Origin of the sequence: Shewanella sp. SG41-3 (assembly GCF_014164545.1) — a bacterium.
GTDB lineage: Bacteria > Pseudomonadota > Gammaproteobacteria > Enterobacterales > Shewanellaceae > Shewanella > Shewanella vesiculosa.
The window spans coordinates 246,416-264,281 of record NZ_JACJFJ010000006.1 but is presented as its reverse complement, the minus strand read 5'-3'; the positions used below and the strand labels follow the sequence as shown (position 1 = coordinate 264,281).

The following is a 17,866-nucleotide window of genomic DNA, read 5'->3' as shown; positions in this document are numbered from 1 at the left end:
TTTTAGCCTTATTTATGCAACGTGTTGGGGCTGAGGCGTAATGATTAACTCGGTTTGTGAAGCGCCGAAATAAATCGTGTTGACAACTTTTGCTTGTAACGTTTGTTCATCCCACTTGAGCAACTCCACGTTACCCGTCAGGGTTTCAGCAATTAAGGTGCAATTTTCGACCCAGTCGCCATCATTGGCATAGGTGATAGTGCGATTATTGATAGTGTGCTGTGATAACTCTGGTTGATGTATATGACCACAGATAACCATGTCGACCTGTTGTTTAGCACAATAGCGAAGTACTGCATCTCGATACTGATTAATGGCTTGTTGGGCTTTATTGACCCGCAGCTTTATATAGCTGGCTAATGACCAATACGGATATCCTAAGCGGCTTCTAACACTGTGTAATTGGCGGTTTGACCAAAGTAAAACATCATATAAATGGTCACCTAATTTAGCGTAGATCCGGCTGACACAAACTTGGGCGTCAAATTGATCACCATGAAGAATTAAAAAGCGTTTGCCGTTAATGGACTGATGGACATACTGTTTGGCGAGTGTAATGCCTCTAAAGTGACTGTCTGCGTAGCTTTTAAACGCTTCATCGTGATTACCGGGGATATAGATAACTTGAGTGCCATTACTGGCCAGTTCGAGGATTTTCTGGATGACGTTGTTATGACTTTCTGGCCAAAAGACCCGTTTTTTTAATGCCCAAATATCAATAATATCGCCCACCAGATACAAATATTGGCACTGGCTATGATTTAGAAAATGTAATAAAAATTCTGCTTTGCAATCTATGCTGCCTAAATGCACATCAGAAACCCACAGTGCATGAAAATGCTGGATTTTCCCAGACGTAGTTAAATGAGATAACGGTTGGCGTTGCTGGTTACTCTTATTGCTGTGGGAGTTCATCTGCCTTCACCCTAATACACAGATTGCGTCAGTGTTAACTTAGAGTAGGGCAGTTATTTGACGCTAAGGTGAACGATTTGTTGCAACTTGATTAAGCTTGCTGCTTAAGTTGGGTCATAAAAAAAGGAAATGCCTGAGCATTTCCTTGTACATCAGAGTAAAAATCACTCTTAATCAAGCATATTAATGATTGATATTAACGAGCCGCGTCGATAATCGCTTTAGCCATTTCATCTGCAACTGAGCCTGTGGTGCGATCTTCAGCATCAGCACGCTCAAAAATGGTCAGTAGCGTATTGTAAATCTGTTCTACTTTGGCGGTTGACGCTATAGCATCATAGTTTTTCTCGAACGACACATTGATAATACCGCCAGCGTTTATCACATAATCTGGCGCATACAAAATACCCATTTGCTTGAGTTTTTCACCATGGCGAACTTCAGCTAACTGGTTGTTGGCACAACCGGCAACTATGGTGGCTTTGAGTAATGGTAAGGTCGTATCGTTAAGTGTTGCACCTAATGCGCATGGCGCATATACATCAACATCTTGGGTATAGATATCTTGCGGTGCGACAAGAGTTGCACCAAATTCGCTAGCAACACGGTCAAGTGAAGCTTGATGAATGTCGGTTACAATCAGCTCAGCGCCTGCTTCGTGTAAATGCTTACACAAGTAGTAACCCACGTGACCGACTCCTTGCACTGACACTTTAATGCCTTGTAGGCTGTCGATACCTCGTTGATGTTTTATCGCAGCTTTAATACCAAGGTAAGTGCCTAAGGCGGTCAGAGGTGATGGATCACCTGATTTACCTTCCAGACCTGCTACGAATTCAGTTTCACGATTGGCTATCATCATGTCTGACGTTGAAACACCAACATCTTCAGCTGAGTAGTATTTTCCGCCTAAACTGTTCACAAAGCGTCCGAATGCAAGAAATAACGCTTCGCGGTCGGTGGTTTTCGGATCGGCAATAATAACCGCTTTACCACCACCCATAGTAAGACCGGCCAATGCATTCTTATAAGTCATACCGCGAGAAAGGCGTAATACGTCTGTTAAAGCTTCATCATCCGATTGATAATTCCACATACGACAACCACCTACCGCTGGGCCGAGGTTAGTGTTGTGTACGGCAATGATGGCTTTTAAACCACTTTGCTTATCATGACAAAAGACCACCTGTTCGTGTTCATCGAACGAAACATGATTAAAAACTGCCACGTGACATCTCCGTTTACTAGCTTGTTAAAGTAAAGTTTTGGCACCTGACGCAATTGAGTACATAAGGTGCTAACGACTGCTTGTTATATTTATTGCAGCAAGATAGCATTTAGAGATACTCTCAACAAAGCATGATTTAGTTATTTTTGTGATTAGTGTGGCAATTTAGCTTGCCACTTTACGTAAACGTAAAGTATTTTGTGTTACGTAATTGTTTTTTGATTAAATCGCAGGTAAGTTTTTTGTTCTAATCTGCATTATAACAATAAGATAGGAAGTATTATGACTGAAGAAGTTGCAGAACAGGTTGCACAGCCAACACCAGAGCCAGAAGCATTAAGACAAGAATGGGTGCGAACTCAATTCCAAAAGGCGAATCGTTTTTTGGCTGAAAAAGGGGTGATCCCAAGCAAAGTCCTTGCTGACGAAAGTCGTTATCTTGCACCTTATTTAGCTATTTGGAAGATGGAATCGAAACAACCTAAAAAACAAACCTTTTGGGTGATGTCAGGCGATTTACCGTCGGACTATGTTGATGTGAAAGTGGCCGCAACGGCTCGTGACGCGATTAGACATTTTTCGATGATGTGGCAACTTAAAGCGGAAAACTTGCATAAGTCAGGTGTCACCAAAGATGCTACCCAACTGAAATTTGCGCAGTTATTGGTGTCGCGTGCAGAAAGTCTATATAAAATGCATCAAGATGAAAAATTGTGGGCGTAACAGCCTGAGTCACCAAACTAACGTAACAGACACAAAAAAGGCACTGTTAGTGCCTTTTTTATTATTTTAGCTAAGCGAGATTAATGACCATTACTCAGCTCAGTAGCTATTGCTCAGACGCTTATTCGCAATCGTCTTCTGCTAAGTAGAATAATCCTTGATTGAGTAATCCCGTGATGACATCTAGCGCTGCCACATTGTCAGTGAATAAATGAGCCTCATTAGGGGGAATGCTCACTTGATTGGCCAAAAGTTGTAGCATGTCATTCGGCGCATCAGCAAAGGTGTACACTTCACCGTTAATAAACAAACGTGGTAGGTTATCATTTTCTAAGCGCAAGACTTTTAGACCACCAATACGTTGAATAACCGCACCTTGTTCAATGGCTTCTAATAAATCATCAGCCGTTAATGGCTCTTCGCCTTCACAAATATCCAGTTCAAAACGATTTTGACTGAGTAATTTACCTAACATAGTCTGGTAGCTGGCAGGATCTTGTGCCAACTGCGTCAATAAATCCATGATGCCTTGTTGATGAGTTTGGCTGATAAGGCCGGGTTCTGCTGGCTCGTCAGATGACGTGAAACGCTTCTGCCCCTGGTTGCTGTCAATTAACGCGTCAGCTAATTCAGTTAATAGCTCTTGCTGACTTGGGGCTCTAAATCCAATGGAATACGACATAGCCAGTGATAATGTTTCGCCGCAATGTGGGTATCCTGGTGGAATATAAAGTACATCACCTTTTTGTAAAATCACATCAATAATCGGCTCAAAATCGTTAACCAAAGGCGAGTTTGGATTATCGCCGCGGCGTTTATGTTGCCCTTTATCGCCCACTTTCCAACGACGTTCCCCATCACCTTGAATGATAAACACATCGTAATTATCGATATGCGGGCCAACACCACCACCAGGTGTAGCAAATGATGCCATTAAGTCGTCAAAGCGCCAGTCTGGTAAAAATCGGAATGCTTCGACTAAAGCTTGCGAATCTGGGTACCAATGATTGACGGCTTGGACTAATAATTGCCAGTTGTCTTCACCAAATTGGTCGTAGTCTTCAAATGGACCTTGAACAACGTCCCAGTCGTCACCTTTGGTCACCACAACACGTGACGATATTTCTTCTTCACAGGCAAGTCCAGCAAGTTCATCTGCTGCGATAGGGTCTTCAAAGTCGACAAAAGCCTGTTTGATCACAAGTGGTTTTTGTTGCCAATGCTGTTTAATAAAGGCTTGGGTATCAATATTTAATGTGTACATGGTTAATCTCAGATCGGGATAATAAATAGGTGCAATATTCTGATTTAGCTTACTTAGCCCATCTCTTAATCCGAGTTGAGATTAGTGAGTCTTAATGAACAATAACGTATTTTCAGCAGAATAATAACAGGTATTTCATACAATAAAAAAGCGGCCACATATGCGACCGCTCATGTTATGCATAAAGCGTGTAAGACTATTTTAGCTCATCAACAAAGGCTTCTGCGCGGCCAATATAGTTTGCTGGGGTCATTTTTTTCAATTCAACTTTCACGTGTTCTGGTAATTCAAGACCATCAATAAATACTGCAAGTTGTGCCGCATCAATGCGCTTACCACGTGTCAGTTCTTTTAGTTTCTCATACGGTTTTTCAATGCCGTAACGACGCATAACGGTTTGTACTGGTTCTGCCAGAACTTCCCAGTTTTTGTCTAATTCCGCTAAAAGTTGTGCTTCATTGACTTCTAACTTGCTAATGCCTTTTAAGGTCGCTTGATAAGCTATTAACGAGTGAGCCATACCTACGCCTAAGTTACGTAATACGGTTGAGTCAGTTAGGTCACGTTGCCATCTTGATACCGGTAATTTAGCAGCTAAGTGTTGCATTAGCGCGTTAGCGATACCTAAGTTACCTTCGGAGTTTTCAAAATCAATTGGATTGACTTTGTGCGGCATGGTTGATGAACCAATTTCGCCAGCGATAGTGCGCTGCTTAAAGTGGCCTAGTGCAACATAACCCCAAATATCACGATCAAAATCGATTAGGATGGTGTTGAAACGAGCAATGGCATCGAACAATTCAGCAATGTAATCATGCGGCTCAATTTGGGTGGTATACGCGTTCCAATTAATACCAAGACTGGTGACAAAACGTTGCGACAGCTCATGCCAGTTAACTTCAGGGTAGGCTGAAATGTGGGCATTATAGTTACCCACAGCACCGTTAATTTTACCCATGATTTCAACTGCGTTGATTTGGTTTAATTGGCGGTCTAAACGCACAGCAACGTTAGCCATTTCTTTACCAAGTGTTGATGGCGATGCTGGCTGGCCGTGGGTTCGCGACATTAGCGGTACGCTTTTATTGTCATGTGCTAATTTCTTGATAGCATCAATAATCTGCTGACATTGTGGTACTAACACTTGCTCGCGCGCTTCTTTTAACATTAAGCCATGAGATAAGTTGTTGATGTCTTCAGAAGTACAGGCAAAGTGCACAAATTCATCGATAGCAACTAGCTCGGCGTTGTCGGCAATTTGCTCTTTAATGAAATACTCAACCGCTTTTACATCGTGATTAGTGGTGCTTTCAATCGCCTTAATACGCAGGGCGTCTTGTTCGCTAAAATTGTCTTTGATGCTGTCTAACAAGGCGAGGGCGGTTTCGCTAAAAGGGGGAACTTCTTCAATCTCTGGGCAGCTAGATAATAGCTTTAACCAATTGATTTCAACTTGAACACGGTACTTAGTAAGACCGAACTCGCTGAAAATCCCTCGTAATGAGGCGGTTTTGCTACCATAACGACCGTCTATCGGAGAGATAGCAGTTAGTGCGGAAAGATCCATTTGAAGCTCCTTGATGAACTTAGTTGTAGGGTGATTCGATTAATTGTTATTTTGGCTTTGTTTTGCTGTGTCAAATATTGCCTTGCGAGCAAACACCAGATGGCGGCGTTTGCCACCTAATTGACGCCATAATACTGCACTGCGCATTGCTGCAAGCAGCAAAGCACGAATTTTATGTTGCACCTGAGGTTGCTTTAGGCAATCGGGATTACCCGATATTTGTAATTTAGGCCCTAATTCGCTGATGACATCACTATAAATACTGGCAAAATTGGCCAGGACTTGTTCATCGGTAATGGCAAAGTGTGCTAATTGGCGATGCACTTGATTGATGCGCTCAGCAAGCATGCCCAAACCATTTGGTGAGCGTGCAAGCTTTCGTTCCAGGGTTAACACGCCAACAAGGTAACGAGTGGTTTCGACATCTTTGTTGCTGCCATCCCCAAGCTGATTTTGGATCAATTGGTAACCATTATCTAAAATGGTTTTATCCTGATACACATCTGCCGTGGATTCTGGTTCGGTGACTAAAATAGTGTTGAGAGTTGCCGCTAAGGCGTCTTTGTCACTTTCACCGTGGCGGGCTAAATACTGCACTTGACCGATAGCTTGTAAAATACCGGCAAAAGCCATAGTGCGTTCAAACAAGATGTTGTCTGGAGTTTGGCTCACGGATTATCCTCGGATTAAGGTATCGATTATGCCGCCACCTAAACAGATGTCACCATCATAAAATACTGCTGATTGCCCTGGGGTCACAGCGGCAACGGGTTCATCAAACATCACGGTAATGTTTTCGGCGTCATCATAAGAGAGTGTGCAGCCGACATCACGTTGACGATAACGAGTTTTAACCGTGATATGGCAATGATTGGCGGGACCTTTTCGATCGACCCAATGCAGTTGATTAACTGTCATGCCGTTGGACATAAGGCGAGGGTGGTTGCCCCCTTGCGCTACAATCAACACATTACGGACTAAATCTTTTTCAACCACATACCATGGGTCTTCATTACTGTTTTTAAGTCCACCAATGCCAAGGCCTTTGCGTTGTCCAAGCGTGTGGTACATCAAACCTTGGTGAGTTCCAATGACTTCGCCTTCAGAGGTTTCAATATCACCAGGCTGTGCGGGTAAATAGGTGGCTAAAAAGTCGGTAAATTTGCGTTCGCCGATAAAGCATATGCCAGTGCTGTCTTTTTTGTCGTGAGTAATGAGTCCCAGTTTTTGGGCTATTTCGCGAACTTGATGTTTTTCAAGTTCACCAACCGGGAATAAGCTGCGACTGACTTGTTCATGACTTAAGGTGTATAAAAAATAGCTCTGATCTTTATTACCATCAACACCGCGGAGCATTTCAACGCTGCCATCACTGTTGTCTCGACGGCGGACATAATGGCCCATGGCGATGTAATCGGCGTCTAAAATGTCGTCGGCAAATTCAAGAAAGGCTTTAAATTTGATTTCTTTATTGCACATAATGTCAGGGTTCGGTGTGCGGCCCGCTTTGTATTCTGCTAAAAAGTATTCAAATACATTGTCCCAGTATTCAGCAGCAAAATTAACGGTATGCATTTTAATCCCGAGCTTGTCACATACCGATTGTGCATCTTTTAAATCATCGGCTGCTGCGCAATATTCATCAGTGTCGTCTTCTTCCCAGTTTTTCATAAACAGACCTTCAACCTCGTAGCCTTGCTGCATTAACAAGTAAGCTGATACTGAAGAGTCTACACCGCCGGACATACCGACAATGACTTTTTTACCGTTTGATGCTGGGTTGATTGATGTCATAAATCCTAAAAACCTTGAAGATAGATAGTGTGTATATGGTGCCGCAATGCCAATGTTTCAAGGCAATTGCACTCGATTTTTGTTGGTCGAGATGTTGGATATTGTTGCTTGCACGTATTGAACCGATTGATTCCGATAATGCTGAGTAAACATGACATTTGTGCGGCGCATATTCTATCACGCATTCGCTTAATGGGCTATCTTGAGGTGCAGGCAAATTGCCTGACACCAGTCATTAAAAGTAATCGACATTCAGCAGTGACAGAGGGGTGTGCTGTGATGGGTGGTTTTTATCGGCTTGCTGCACAAAGTCTGCAATACTTTTTACCACTAGCGGGCTACGAAGCTGGCTACCAAGGGCAATGATTTCAGCTAGGCTTAGCCAGTGCGTGGTTATAATGGCACTGTCCAGAGGAAGCGCTTGGCGTTGCTCAGACAGTTCGATACAAAATGTATAGCGCACAAAGGCTAACTCGTCCGAGGCGCTAAATTGGTAGATGCCGACAATGGCTTGAGGTGATAACGCGAGTCCGGTTTCCTCGACTATTTCACGAGCACATGCTTCAATTATCGATTCATTTGCTTCTAAATGCCCAGCCGGTTGATTAAATTTAATGGCACCGTTAATGCGTTCTTCAACCAATAAAAATTTACCTTGGCAGTGGATCACGCAAGCGACAGTGGTATTAGGTTTATAACGTTCAGTCATCTTGTCCTCTTGTATACAGTGTCTGCCAGCGATTACTTTGGTGTTTTGATCAGTTTATATTCACCATTTGGTAAATCATCTAGACACCATTGGCCTATTTTATAACGGATTAGTCTTAAGGTTGGATGGCCGACATGTGCCGTCATGCGCCTTACTTGGCGATTTCGACCTTCACAAATCTGTACTTCTAGCCAGCTTGTTGGAATGGCTTTGCGCTCACGCACTGGTGGGTTTCTGGGCCAAACCACGGGTGAGTCCATTAGACTGACTTTTGCAGGTAAGGTCATACCATCTTTTAATTCTACGCCATTACAAAGTGCGTTAATGGTGTCAATTGACGGCTCACCTTCAACTTGGACCCAATAGGTTTTGAAGGTTTTTTTAGCTGGATGAGTCAACTTTGCCTGCAATTGCCCGTCGTTGGTGAGTAACAGTAAACCTTCACTGTCGCGGTCTAAACGCCCGGCAGCATAAACATCTGCAACTGGAATAAAGTCTTTTAATGTTTGCCGGCCTGCTTCATCGGTAAATTGGCACAACACATCAAAAGGTTTATTAAATAACACAATGAGTGGATTTTCAGGCCGAGGTTTTTGCGGCGGACGCGATTTCACCCTGCTGCGATTGCCAGCTTTTGTCGACATGTCAGCTTTGTAGGGAGATGTTTTTTTGAATGGACTCAATTTACCGATTTTTGCCATAAAGGTATGGTTAACATCCTTTGCTAATACGAGTGAGTGATAAGTAAGCGAATATAAATCAATTTATGTTAGTTTACTGCGTATTCGCCCTTAGTGGAATTTGAAAATTATTAAGAATGATCTATGATGTCCGCCTAAAAATTGTGATCTGTGCCTAATTTATCATTCTGAGCTGGCGAATTTAACCGTCAAATCTCAGAGGTTTGAGAACAAAATATAATAAAAAATGGGATAGGGGATTTCACATACTTGGCTGATAACAAGTGGACCTAGATCGCAGATCTTGGCTTACTTATGCGAGTGTTATCCATCAAAGCCCGTCAAATGCTTACGCAATTTATTCTAATAAATTATTAATTTACAATAATGTAGGAAATAAAATGAAAGATAACACTCCAACGATCATATACACAGAAACTGATGAAGCGCCGGCACTTGCTACGCTATCTTTATTGCCTATTATCCGTACTTTCACTGACGCAGCAGGTGTGAAAGTTGAAACGCGTGATATTTCTTTGTCGGGTCGTGTTATTGCTAACTTCCCTGAAAAATTAACTGCAGAGCAAAAAATTGCCGATGCGTTAACAGAATTAGGTGAATTGGCTAACAAGCCAGAAGCCAACATCATTAAGTTACCTAACATCAGTGCGTCAGTGCCTCAGTTAAAAGCATGTATTGCTGAACTTCAAGCAAAAGGCTATGACATTCCTAAGTATACTGATGAGCCTAAAAATGACGCTGAAGTTGAAGCGCAGTCACGTTACGACAAAATTAAAGGCAGTGCAGTAAACCCAGTATTACGTGAAGGTAACTCTGACCGTCGTGCACCAACCTCAGTGAAAAACTACGCCAAGAAAAACCCTCATTCAATGGGTAAATGGGCCAGTGATTCTAAGTCTCACGTTGCTCATATGAGCGAAGGTGACTTCTACGGTAGCGAACAGTCTGTAACCTTAGCAACTGCAGATAAAGTTAATATCGTATTGACTCAGCAAGACGGTAAAGACGTTGTTCTGAAAAGTGGTTTAGCACTATTGGCTGATGAAGTGATTGATTCTTCAGTGATGAGTAAAAAAGCCCTTGTAGAATTTTATACTCGTGAAATCGAAGCGGCAAAATCTGAAGATATATTATTATCTTTACACCTTAAAGCCACCATGATGAAAGTGTCTGACCCAATATTATTCGGTTTGGCAGTGAAAGTGTTCTTTAAAGATGTATTTGATAAGCATGGCGCATTATTTGCTGAGCTCGGCGTAGATGTAAACAATGGTTTTGGTGATGTCTATGCCAAAATTAGTACTTTACCAGAAGCTAAGCGCAACGAAATTGAAGCTGATATTGCTGCTGTTTATGCTGCTCGTCCAGCACTTGCAATGGTAGATTCAGACAAAGGTATCACCAACTTACACGTACCAAGCGACATCATTATTGATGCTTCAATGCCAGCAGCGATTCGCTCTTCTGGTAAAATGTGGGGCCCAGATGGCCAGTTGCAAGACACCAAAGCAATGATCCCAGATCGTAGTTACGCCGGTGTTTATCAAGAAACTATTTCGTTCTGTAAAAAGCACGGTGCATTTGACCCGACCACTATGGGCAGCGTGCCTAACGTGGGCTTAATGGCTCAAAAAGCAGAAGAGTACGGTAGTCATGATAAAACGTTTGAAATTAAAGCAGCAGGTACGGTTAATGTAATTAATCAAGCTGGCGATGTATTAATGAGTCATAACGTTGAAGCTGGCGATATTTACCGTATGTGCCAAGTGAAAGATGCGCCTATTCGCGACTGGGTTAAGCTAGCCGTTAAGCGCTCGCGTTTAAGCAACACACCTGCAGTATTCTGGTTGGACAGCAATCGTGCTCACGATGCTGAGTTAATTAAGAAAGTGACTGTATATCTTGCCGAGCAAGATACCGCAGGTTTAGACATCCAAATCATGACCCCAGAAGATGCGACTCGTTTTACCTTAGAGCGCATTATTAAAGGTGAAGATACTATTTCTGTAACGGGTAACGTATTACGTGACTACTTAACAGACTTATTCCCAATTCTTGAGCTGGGTACCAGTGCAAAGATGTTGTCTATCGTTCCATTGATGAGTGGTGGTGGCTTATTTGAAACAGGTGCCGGTGGTTCAGCGCCTAAGCACGTGCAACAAGTTGAAAAAGAAGGTCACTTACGTTGGGATTCATTAGGTGAGTTTTTGGCACTAGCGGCTTCTTTAGAGCACTTAAGCCAAACAACAAACAATGCTAAAGCGCAAGTGCTAGCAGATACCTTAGATGTGGCTATTGGCGTGTTCCTTGACACCAATAAATCACCTTCTCGTCGCGTAGGCGAACTCGATAACCGTGGTAGTCACTTCTACCTAGCGATGTATTGGGCACAAGCATTAACAGAGCAAACTGAGGATGCTGAGCTGGCGGCGCATTTTGCTCCACTCGCCCAATCATTGGCTATAAATGAAACGGTTATCCTTGCTGAGTTGAATGGTTCACAAGGTCCTGCAGTTGATTTAGGTGGTTATTACCGTTTAGATGCAACTAAAGCCGAACACGCCATGCGTCCTAGTGCAACATTAAACCAATTTGTTATTGGTTAAGGGCATAACCGCTCACTAAACGTGATTTTTGTTTAATGAATCCATCTTGGTATCAAGGTGTTAAATTGATAAATTTGACGTTTTTTAGATAATAAAAAAGACAGGGATTAAAATCCCTGTCTTTTTGTTTTATAGTCTCACCAATTAAATTGTTGGCGAGATGGCTGAAGCATGCATTCCTTTAGGGCCTTCTTCAACTTCGAAGCATACAGGTTGACCTGCTTTTAAGGTACGATAACCTTCCATTTCGATAGTTGAATAGTGCGCAAATACATCTTCACCACCCTGATCAGGGCAAATAAACCCGAATCCTTTGGCGTTGTTGAACCATTTAACAGTTCCGTTTGCCATACTTCCACTTCCTTCTGTTGTCTACTTACCAGTAAGATAGTAAAACTTATTATCCAGCGGTCTAGTATTCGCCGCCTAGCAAACAGAATGAAATTTGTACGAAAAGAAGTCAAGAGCTAATTAACAAAAAGGCAACATTTAATTAATTTAACAATATCAAGTGGTCGGGAACCAAACGAGAGGCTAGTATTAAACAATGGCTAAATTAGGCAACGTAGAACATATTGCGGAAAAGGTTGAATCTGAACTACAACCGCCCAATATGTATAAAGTGGTGTTAAATAATGATGATTACACCCCAATGGATTTTGTGGTAGAAGTATTACAACGATTCTTTGAGAAAAATGAACAGCAAGCTGTTGATATAATGTTAGCTATTCATAATCAAGGTAAAGGATTGTGTGGTGTATTTCCATTTGGAATAGCAGAAACAAAAGTTTTTCAAGTAAATCAGTTTGCAAGAGAAAACCAACATCCGTTACTGTGTACGTTAGAGAAAGCATAATATCGATTTCTCATAGTCTGTGGTTAAATTTAAGAGGTGCTTATGCTGAACAAAGACCTGGAAGTCACCTTGAACCTAGCGTTTCAGCAAGCTAGAGATTCACGTCATGAATACATGACGGTAGAACATTTATTATTAGCGCTGATCGACAATCCCTCTGCCTACGAAGCATTAATTGCTTGTGGTGCGGATGTGAATCGTTTACGTGAAGAAGTGGCTAATTTCATTCAACAAACCACGCCGATTATTGCTGAATCGACTGAAGAACGTGAAACTCAACCTACCTTGGGATTTCAACGTGTTCTGCAGCGTGCGGTGTTCCATGTGCAATCATCTGGTCGCAACGAAGTCTCCGGTGCCAATGTGCTGGTGGCTATTTTTAGTGAGCAAGAATCACAAGCGGTTTATTTGCTGCGCCGCTGTGATATTACTCGCCTAGATGTAGTGAATTTTATTTCTCATGGCATGGCTAAAGAAGATGATTCTGGTGAATCACCAGATCAAGAACGTGTTGAAGACCAATCTGAAACTGCCGAAGATCGTAGCATGTTGGCGCAATTTGCCGCCAATTTAAACCAACTTGCGCAAGACGGTATTATCGATCCACTTATTGGGCGTGATGCCGAAATTGAGCGTGCAATTCAAACCCTGTGTCGTCGCCGTAAGAATAATCCTTTACTTGTGGGTGAAGCTGGCGTCGGTAAGACGGCTATTGCAGAAGGTTTGGCTTATCGGATTGTCAATAAACAAGTGCCAGATGTGATGGCTAATGCCACCGTGTACTCGCTAGATTTAGGCTCGTTATTAGCGGGCACTAAATATCGTGGTGATTTTGAAAAGCGTTTTAAAAGCTTGTTGAAAGAATTGGCTGCAGATGAACATGCGATTTTATTTATTGATGAAATCCATACCATTATTGGTGCTGGCGCCGCGTCTGGTGGTGTCATGGATGCCTCTAACTTACTCAAGCCATTATTGTCTAGTGGTAAGTTACGCTGCATGGGATCGACTACATTCCAAGAGTATCAAAGTATTTTTGAGAAAGACCGCGCTTTAGCTCGTCGCTTCCAAAAAATTGATATCAATGAGCCTTCTGTGGCCGAAACCACCAAAATATTGATGGGGCTTAAATCCAAGTACGAAGAATACCATGGTGTGCGTTATACCCAAGCTGCTATCAGCAGTGCGGCTATTTTGTCGGCGAAACACATCAACGATCGTCATTTACCTGACAAAGCGATTGATGTGATTGATGAAGCCGGTGCTCGTATGGTGATGATGCCGCAAAGCAAACGTAAAAAGACCATTGGCCAAGCTGAAATTGAAGCCATCATTGCCAAGTTAGCCCGTATCCCTGAGAAGTCGGTATCATCGACTGACAAGGATATGCTGCGCAACCTTGAACGTAACCTTAAGATGGTTGTATTTGGTCAAGACAAAGCGATTGAGAGCCTCAGCGCTGCCATACGCTTATCGCGCAGTGGTTTAGGTTCTGAGAAAAAGCCAGTAGGAAGCTTTATGTTTGCAGGCCCAACAGGGGTAGGTAAAACAGAAGTGACCAATCAATTGGCCAATTGTCTTAACCTTAAACTGATCCGCTTTGATATGTCTGAGTACATGGAACGTCATACCGTGTCACGCTTAATCGGTGCGCCTCCTGGCTACGTTGGTTATGATCAAGGTGGCATGCTCACCGACGCTGTGATTAAAAATCCGCATTGTGTGGTGTTGCTTGATGAGATTGAAAAGGCACACCCGGATGTATTCAATTTACTATTGCAAGTCATGGATCACGGGACATTGACCGACAACAACGGTCGCAAAGCTGATTTTAGAAATGTCACCTTAGTGATGACCACCAATGCTGGTGTACAAGAAACTATTCGTAAATCGATTGGTTTTAGACAGCAAGATCACACCCAAGATGCGTTAGCTGAAATCAATAAGATGTTTTCACCTGAGTTCCGTAACCGTTTAGATTCAATCGTCTGGTTTAACCATTTAGACATGACAGTTATTGCTAAAGTGGTAGATAAGTTCTTAGTGGAATTGCAGGCACAGCTAGATGATAAACGTGTCACCCTGGATGTCAGTGATGAAGCGCGAACCTTGCTGGCTGAGAAGGGCTATGATAAATCAATGGGTGCGCGCCCAATGTCACGTGTGGTGACAGAATTGATTAAACGTCCGTTAGCCGATGAAATCTTGTTCGGTGTGCTTGAACGAGGTGGTATTGCGCATATTGACGTCAAAGATGGTGAGATCAACATCGATTGCGAGTCGTTGGAAAAAGTCTCGTAATAATCAATTTGATTTACAATATGCTATTAAAAAAGATGACCCATGGGTCATCTTTTTTTATGCGTGTTAATTGCGCCTATTACCGTAGCTTCAATAAATCAGTCATCAAGGTAAAGCATTTCTTACTGTTCAATTCAATGGGTATTGATAACAAAATGGGTGTCCCCTTTTAAATCAATAAACATAGCAGTGGATCGTATGAGGTGCTTCTGCAAAACGGATTACAACCATCGCGATGCTTGGTTGAATGTCTGATAAAAGGGTTACCCATTACGTTGAACATTCGTCTTGTTTGATGCGTGTTGCGTTACGTTAAATACACTGTATTTATGCAGTTTGGTATAACAACAAAAAAACCGACAGGCAGTCGGTTTTTACATTGTTGAGGCTAGCGATTAACGTGCGCGGAAGACGATACGACCTTTAGATAAGTCATAAGGTGTCAACTGTACAGTGACTTTGTCACCCGTTAAAATACGGATGTAGTTTTTGCGCATTTTGCCAGAGATGTGGGCTATCACCACATGTCCATTTTCAAGCTCTACGCGGAACATTGTATTTGGCAAGGTCTCAAGGATAGTGCCCTGCATTTCAATGTTGTCTTCTTTCGCCATTAATTAGTTATCCCATTAGCCTTCAAATATGAAAAAATCGGGCGTATCATGCCCCAAAAACGCCGAACTGTAAAGGCCGTTAACAAGAAAGAGGCGTAAGATTTTCGCCAACTTGCCAACCAAGAGCCGTTAAAATTTGATATGGACGATATTGGCGTTTGTAACTCATTTTTCTATTTTGATCAATTTGATAGCCCAAATACAAAAATCGTTTACCTAATGACTTAGCCAATTGGCATTGAATTAAAATCATCAACGAACCCAGTGATCGTTCTGCGTAGTCTGGGTCGAAATAGCTGTATATGGCCGAGAAACTTTGCGCCATCTCATCGGTCACCGCCACGCCAATTAATTGGTCTTTATCAAACAGTTCAATAAACATTGGCGGTAACCAATCTGATAGTAAAAAATCATCATATTGAGCTTGTGATGCCGGGTACATAGGGCCATCACTATGGCGTTCATTGATATAGCGTTGGTATAAGTCATAGTGCTCTGGCCGTGATGTATGACTGATCTTCCAATGCAAGTCTCGGTTGTTTTTTAAGGTTCTTTTTTGGCGTTTGGACAACACAAAATCATTCACATTCAGTCGAATAGATTGGCAAGATTGGCAACTCGGGCAGCGTGGTTTATAAATTGCGTTACCGTTGCGACGAAACCCCATCGCAAGAAGTTGTTCAAACAGCGATGGGTCTATTTGTGGTTCTTGGATCACCAATAATTGCTCTTTATTGCCTTCAATATAGTTGCAATCAAAAGGTTGGCTTATGCCGACACTAACCGATTTAGAATTCAATAAACACCTCTTGTTTGATCCATATGGATGCTGACTTTATTTGATCTCGGCCGCAGTGAAGTATGGATAAAAACTCACTTCTTGGTATCGCCTTAGCCCCAAGACTTAATAAATGTGGATTCATTACTTGCGCGTCAATTAGTTGAAAATCATGTTTCACCAAGTGTTGATTCAGTATAGCAAATGCAGCTTTTGATGCATTAGTTTGCCGATGAAACATCGATTCACCGCAAAAAACATTGCCCACTGGAATACCGTAAAGCCCACCCACTAAATCGTCGCCATCCCAGACTTCAACAGAATGCGCAAGACCTTGCAGATGAAGTTCATAATAAGCCATTTGGATTTCGGCAGAAATCCACGTGCCATCCTGTGAACTTCGTGGCTGAGCGCAACCGGCTAAGACATCTAAAAATGCATGATTGATAGTGTATCGCCAGGTGGATTTTTTAAGAAACTTAATCAAGCTTTTGCTGCCAAATGGATGACGAGGTTCAAATACCGCTCGAGGATCTGGTGACCACCATAAAATGGGGTCATTGACATTAAACCAAGGGAAAATACCTTGATAATAGGCTTCTGCTAAGCGCTCTGGACGTAAATCTCCCCCAATGGCTAATAAGCCATTGGGATCGATAAGCGCCAGCTCGGGTGGCGGGAAGTCGATGGATTGATTTAAATAAGACAGTGAGTTCAAAATGAGTATATTATTTGGCATACCTTATCGTTAACTTAGCGGATATTGATCATGTTTAAAATCATAACTGTCAATGTGAAGAGTATTTTTGCAGTTTTACTGACTATGTGCTTGTTTTGTGGTCAAAGCCAAGCTGCTTATGAGCGAAATCAAGCCGTACCCGTGGAAAAAGTCCTCTATGGTCAGATTGAATCGGTAAAAAACATCACTGAAAAACAGCTCGTTGAAGACAGCCATAGCGGGTGGAAAACTTTTGGTGGCGCCTTAGTCGGTGGAGTTATAGGACATCAGTTCGGTGGCGGTTCAGGCCAAGATGTTGCTACCGTTTTAGGGGCATTAATTGGTGGCGGTATAGGCAGTCAGCATGGAAACCAACAGTATTATCTTGAAACTAAATTAGTTGAACTCATGATAAAACAAGAAGATGGAAGCCAAGTTATGGTTATCCAAGATGCAGATCCGGGGATGCGTTTTGCTGCCGGTGATGAAGTGAGAGTGGTTTATTTAAGCGGTTATGTCAGGGTTGATTTGGCGATGTGATGACATACGCCATAAAACAAAAAGGAGCCTAGGCTCCTTTTGTGTATTACAAGGGCAAAATCCATTTGCAACAGTACATTGGCTACTTTGCTAAAGGTGATTAAAACCCACGAGGTAATGTTTGCTTACCTGAAGTGTGCTCGAGCTTTTGACGCCATAACTGCTTAGGCGTTAAACCGCCTGAAGTTATTTGAGCTTGGCGATTGGGTGATTTTTTTGCTGCCGCATTGTTGATTGGCTTGGCTGCAGGTTTAGCGATAGGTTTGTGCATCTCTGCCGCAGGCTGTTTATTTGTCGTCGAGGCAGTAAGTTGTGCAAGCATTGTTTCAAGTTCGCTAAAGCGCACAGATTTCTGGCCGTCAATTTTGTACCAACTACCAGCTTGCTCAATTGATACTGTGTTACCAGATTGTCGTTCTAGTGCCGTTTGTAGTTGGCTGATGACCTCTTCTTTAGTCAATGTTGTCATAGTAAATAACCTATTGGTTGTCATGTTAAATTAAGGTTGTCACTAATTTTAAAGTGTTAATGCATCAAAAGTCCAATTGAGCT

18 protein-coding genes are annotated in these 17,866 nt (G+C 42.4%); 5 read left to right on the top strand and 13 right to left on the bottom strand.

What is annotated here, in order from left to right; all coding sequences use genetic code 11:
* Positions 1–12: 12 nt before the first annotated feature.
* Both H5164_RS13800 and H5164_RS13795 read right to left on the bottom strand, forming a co-directional pair.
* The gene (locus tag H5164_RS13800; RefSeq protein WP_182756683.1) at positions 13–915 is read right to left on the bottom strand and encodes a UDP-2,3-diacylglucosamine diphosphatase; all 903 of its coding nucleotides are present in this window, start codon (positions 913–915) and stop codon (positions 13–15) included.
* Between the two features lie 196 nt (positions 916–1,111).
* The gene (locus H5164_RS13795) at positions 1,112–2,143 is read right to left on the bottom strand and encodes a Glu/Leu/Phe/Val dehydrogenase dimerization domain-containing protein (RefSeq protein WP_124015863.1); all 1,032 of its coding nucleotides are present in this window, start codon (positions 2,141–2,143) and stop codon (positions 1,112–1,114) included.
* 282 nt (positions 2,144–2,425) lie between these two features.
* On the opposite strand from H5164_RS13795, the gene H5164_RS13790 reads away from it, so the two are divergent.
* On the top strand, positions 2,426–2,866 hold the full coding sequence (locus tag H5164_RS13790) for a DUF4826 family protein (protein WP_124015864.1): 441 nt from the start codon (positions 2,426–2,428) through the stop codon (positions 2,864–2,866).
* Between the two features lie 121 nt (positions 2,867–2,987).
* Here the strand turns inward: H5164_RS13790 and H5164_RS13785 are convergent, their stop codons facing one another.
* The 6 genes from H5164_RS13785 to H5164_RS13760 form a co-directional block, all read right to left on the bottom strand.
* Positions 2,988–4,130 carry a cupin domain-containing protein gene (locus H5164_RS13785; protein ID WP_182756681.1) on the bottom strand — a complete coding sequence of 381 codons (1,143 nt, stop codon included), beginning with the start codon at positions 4,128–4,130 and terminating at the stop codon, positions 2,988–2,990.
* Positions 4,131–4,326: 196 nt separating this feature from the next.
* On the bottom strand, positions 4,327–5,697 hold the full coding sequence (gene purB / locus H5164_RS13780) for an adenylosuccinate lyase (RefSeq protein WP_124015866.1): 1,371 nt from the start codon (positions 5,695–5,697) through the stop codon (positions 4,327–4,329).
* A gap of 39 nt (positions 5,698–5,736) precedes the next feature.
* Positions 5,737–6,369 (bottom strand): high frequency lysogenization protein HflD, encoded by a 633-nt coding sequence (hflD, locus tag H5164_RS13775; protein WP_273057104.1) that lies wholly within the window; start codon positions 6,367–6,369, stop codon positions 5,737–5,739.
* A 3-nt stretch (positions 6,370–6,372) separates the two neighbouring features.
* Positions 6,373–7,491 carry a tRNA 2-thiouridine(34) synthase MnmA gene (gene mnmA / locus H5164_RS13770; protein ID WP_124015867.1) on the bottom strand — a complete coding sequence of 373 codons (1,119 nt, stop codon included), beginning with the start codon at positions 7,489–7,491 and terminating at the stop codon, positions 6,373–6,375.
* A gap of 235 nt (positions 7,492–7,726) precedes the next feature.
* Entirely contained in the window at positions 7,727–8,200 is a 474-nt protein-coding gene (locus tag H5164_RS13765) for an NUDIX hydrolase (RefSeq protein WP_182697142.1), read from the bottom strand.
* 32 nt (positions 8,201–8,232) lie between these two features.
* Positions 8,233–8,844 carry a pseudouridine synthase gene (locus tag H5164_RS13760; protein ID WP_259396807.1) on the bottom strand — a complete coding sequence of 204 codons (612 nt, stop codon included), beginning with the start codon at positions 8,842–8,844 and terminating at the stop codon, positions 8,233–8,235.
* Positions 8,845–9,281: 437 nt separating this feature from the next.
* Between H5164_RS13760 and H5164_RS13755 the strand changes: the two genes are divergently transcribed.
* A complete protein-coding gene (locus H5164_RS13755; protein WP_182756677.1) occupies positions 9,282–11,507 on the top strand; it encodes an NADP-dependent isocitrate dehydrogenase in 2,226 nt (741 codons plus the stop codon).
* Positions 11,508–11,651: 144 nt separating this feature from the next.
* On the opposite strand, the gene cspD is transcribed toward H5164_RS13755, so the two are convergent.
* Positions 11,652–11,858, bottom strand: a complete 207-nt coding sequence (gene cspD / locus H5164_RS13750) for a cold shock domain-containing protein CspD (RefSeq protein ID WP_011637711.1) — start codon at positions 11,856–11,858, stop codon at positions 11,652–11,654.
* Positions 11,859–12,054: 196 nt separating this feature from the next.
* On the opposite strand from cspD, the gene clpS reads away from it, so the two are divergent.
* Positions 12,055–12,363, top strand: coding sequence for an ATP-dependent Clp protease adapter ClpS (clpS, locus tag H5164_RS13745; RefSeq protein WP_124015871.1), 309 nt, complete (start codon positions 12,055–12,057; stop codon positions 12,361–12,363).
* 42 nt (positions 12,364–12,405) lie between these two features.
* Positions 12,406–14,664, top strand: a complete 2,259-nt coding sequence (gene clpA / locus H5164_RS13740) for an ATP-dependent Clp protease ATP-binding subunit ClpA (RefSeq protein WP_124015872.1) — start codon at positions 12,406–12,408, stop codon at positions 14,662–14,664.
* A gap of 395 nt (positions 14,665–15,059) precedes the next feature.
* On the opposite strand, the gene infA is transcribed toward clpA, so the two are convergent.
* The 3 genes from infA to aat form a co-directional block, all read right to left on the bottom strand.
* Positions 15,060–15,278 (bottom strand): translation initiation factor IF-1, encoded by a 219-nt coding sequence (gene infA, locus H5164_RS13735; RefSeq protein ID WP_011496276.1) that lies wholly within the window; start codon positions 15,276–15,278, stop codon positions 15,060–15,062.
* A 79-nt stretch (positions 15,279–15,357) separates the two neighbouring features.
* Positions 15,358–16,077 carry an arginyltransferase gene (locus H5164_RS13730; protein WP_124015873.1) on the bottom strand — a complete coding sequence of 240 codons (720 nt, stop codon included), beginning with the start codon at positions 16,075–16,077 and terminating at the stop codon, positions 15,358–15,360.
* On the bottom strand, positions 16,067–16,774 hold the full coding sequence (gene aat, locus H5164_RS13725) for a leucyl/phenylalanyl-tRNA--protein transferase (RefSeq protein WP_182756740.1): 708 nt from the start codon (positions 16,772–16,774) through the stop codon (positions 16,067–16,069). The genes H5164_RS13730 and aat overlap by 11 nt, the downstream gene beginning before the upstream one ends.
* Before the next feature lie 105 nt (positions 16,775–16,879).
* Here aat and H5164_RS13720 point away from each other — a divergent pair, with 105 nt between their 5' ends.
* Entirely contained in the window at positions 16,880–17,314 is a 435-nt protein-coding gene (locus tag H5164_RS13720) for a glycine zipper 2TM domain-containing protein (protein ID WP_182756738.1), read from the top strand.
* Positions 17,315–17,414: 100 nt separating this feature from the next.
* Here H5164_RS13720 and H5164_RS13715 read toward each other — a convergent pair whose 3' ends face one another.
* Complete coding sequence (locus tag H5164_RS13715) at positions 17,415–17,783, bottom strand: hypothetical protein (RefSeq protein ID WP_124015874.1); 369 nt, start codon at positions 17,781–17,783, stop codon at positions 17,415–17,417.
* Between the last annotated feature and the right edge of the window lie 83 nt (positions 17,784–17,866).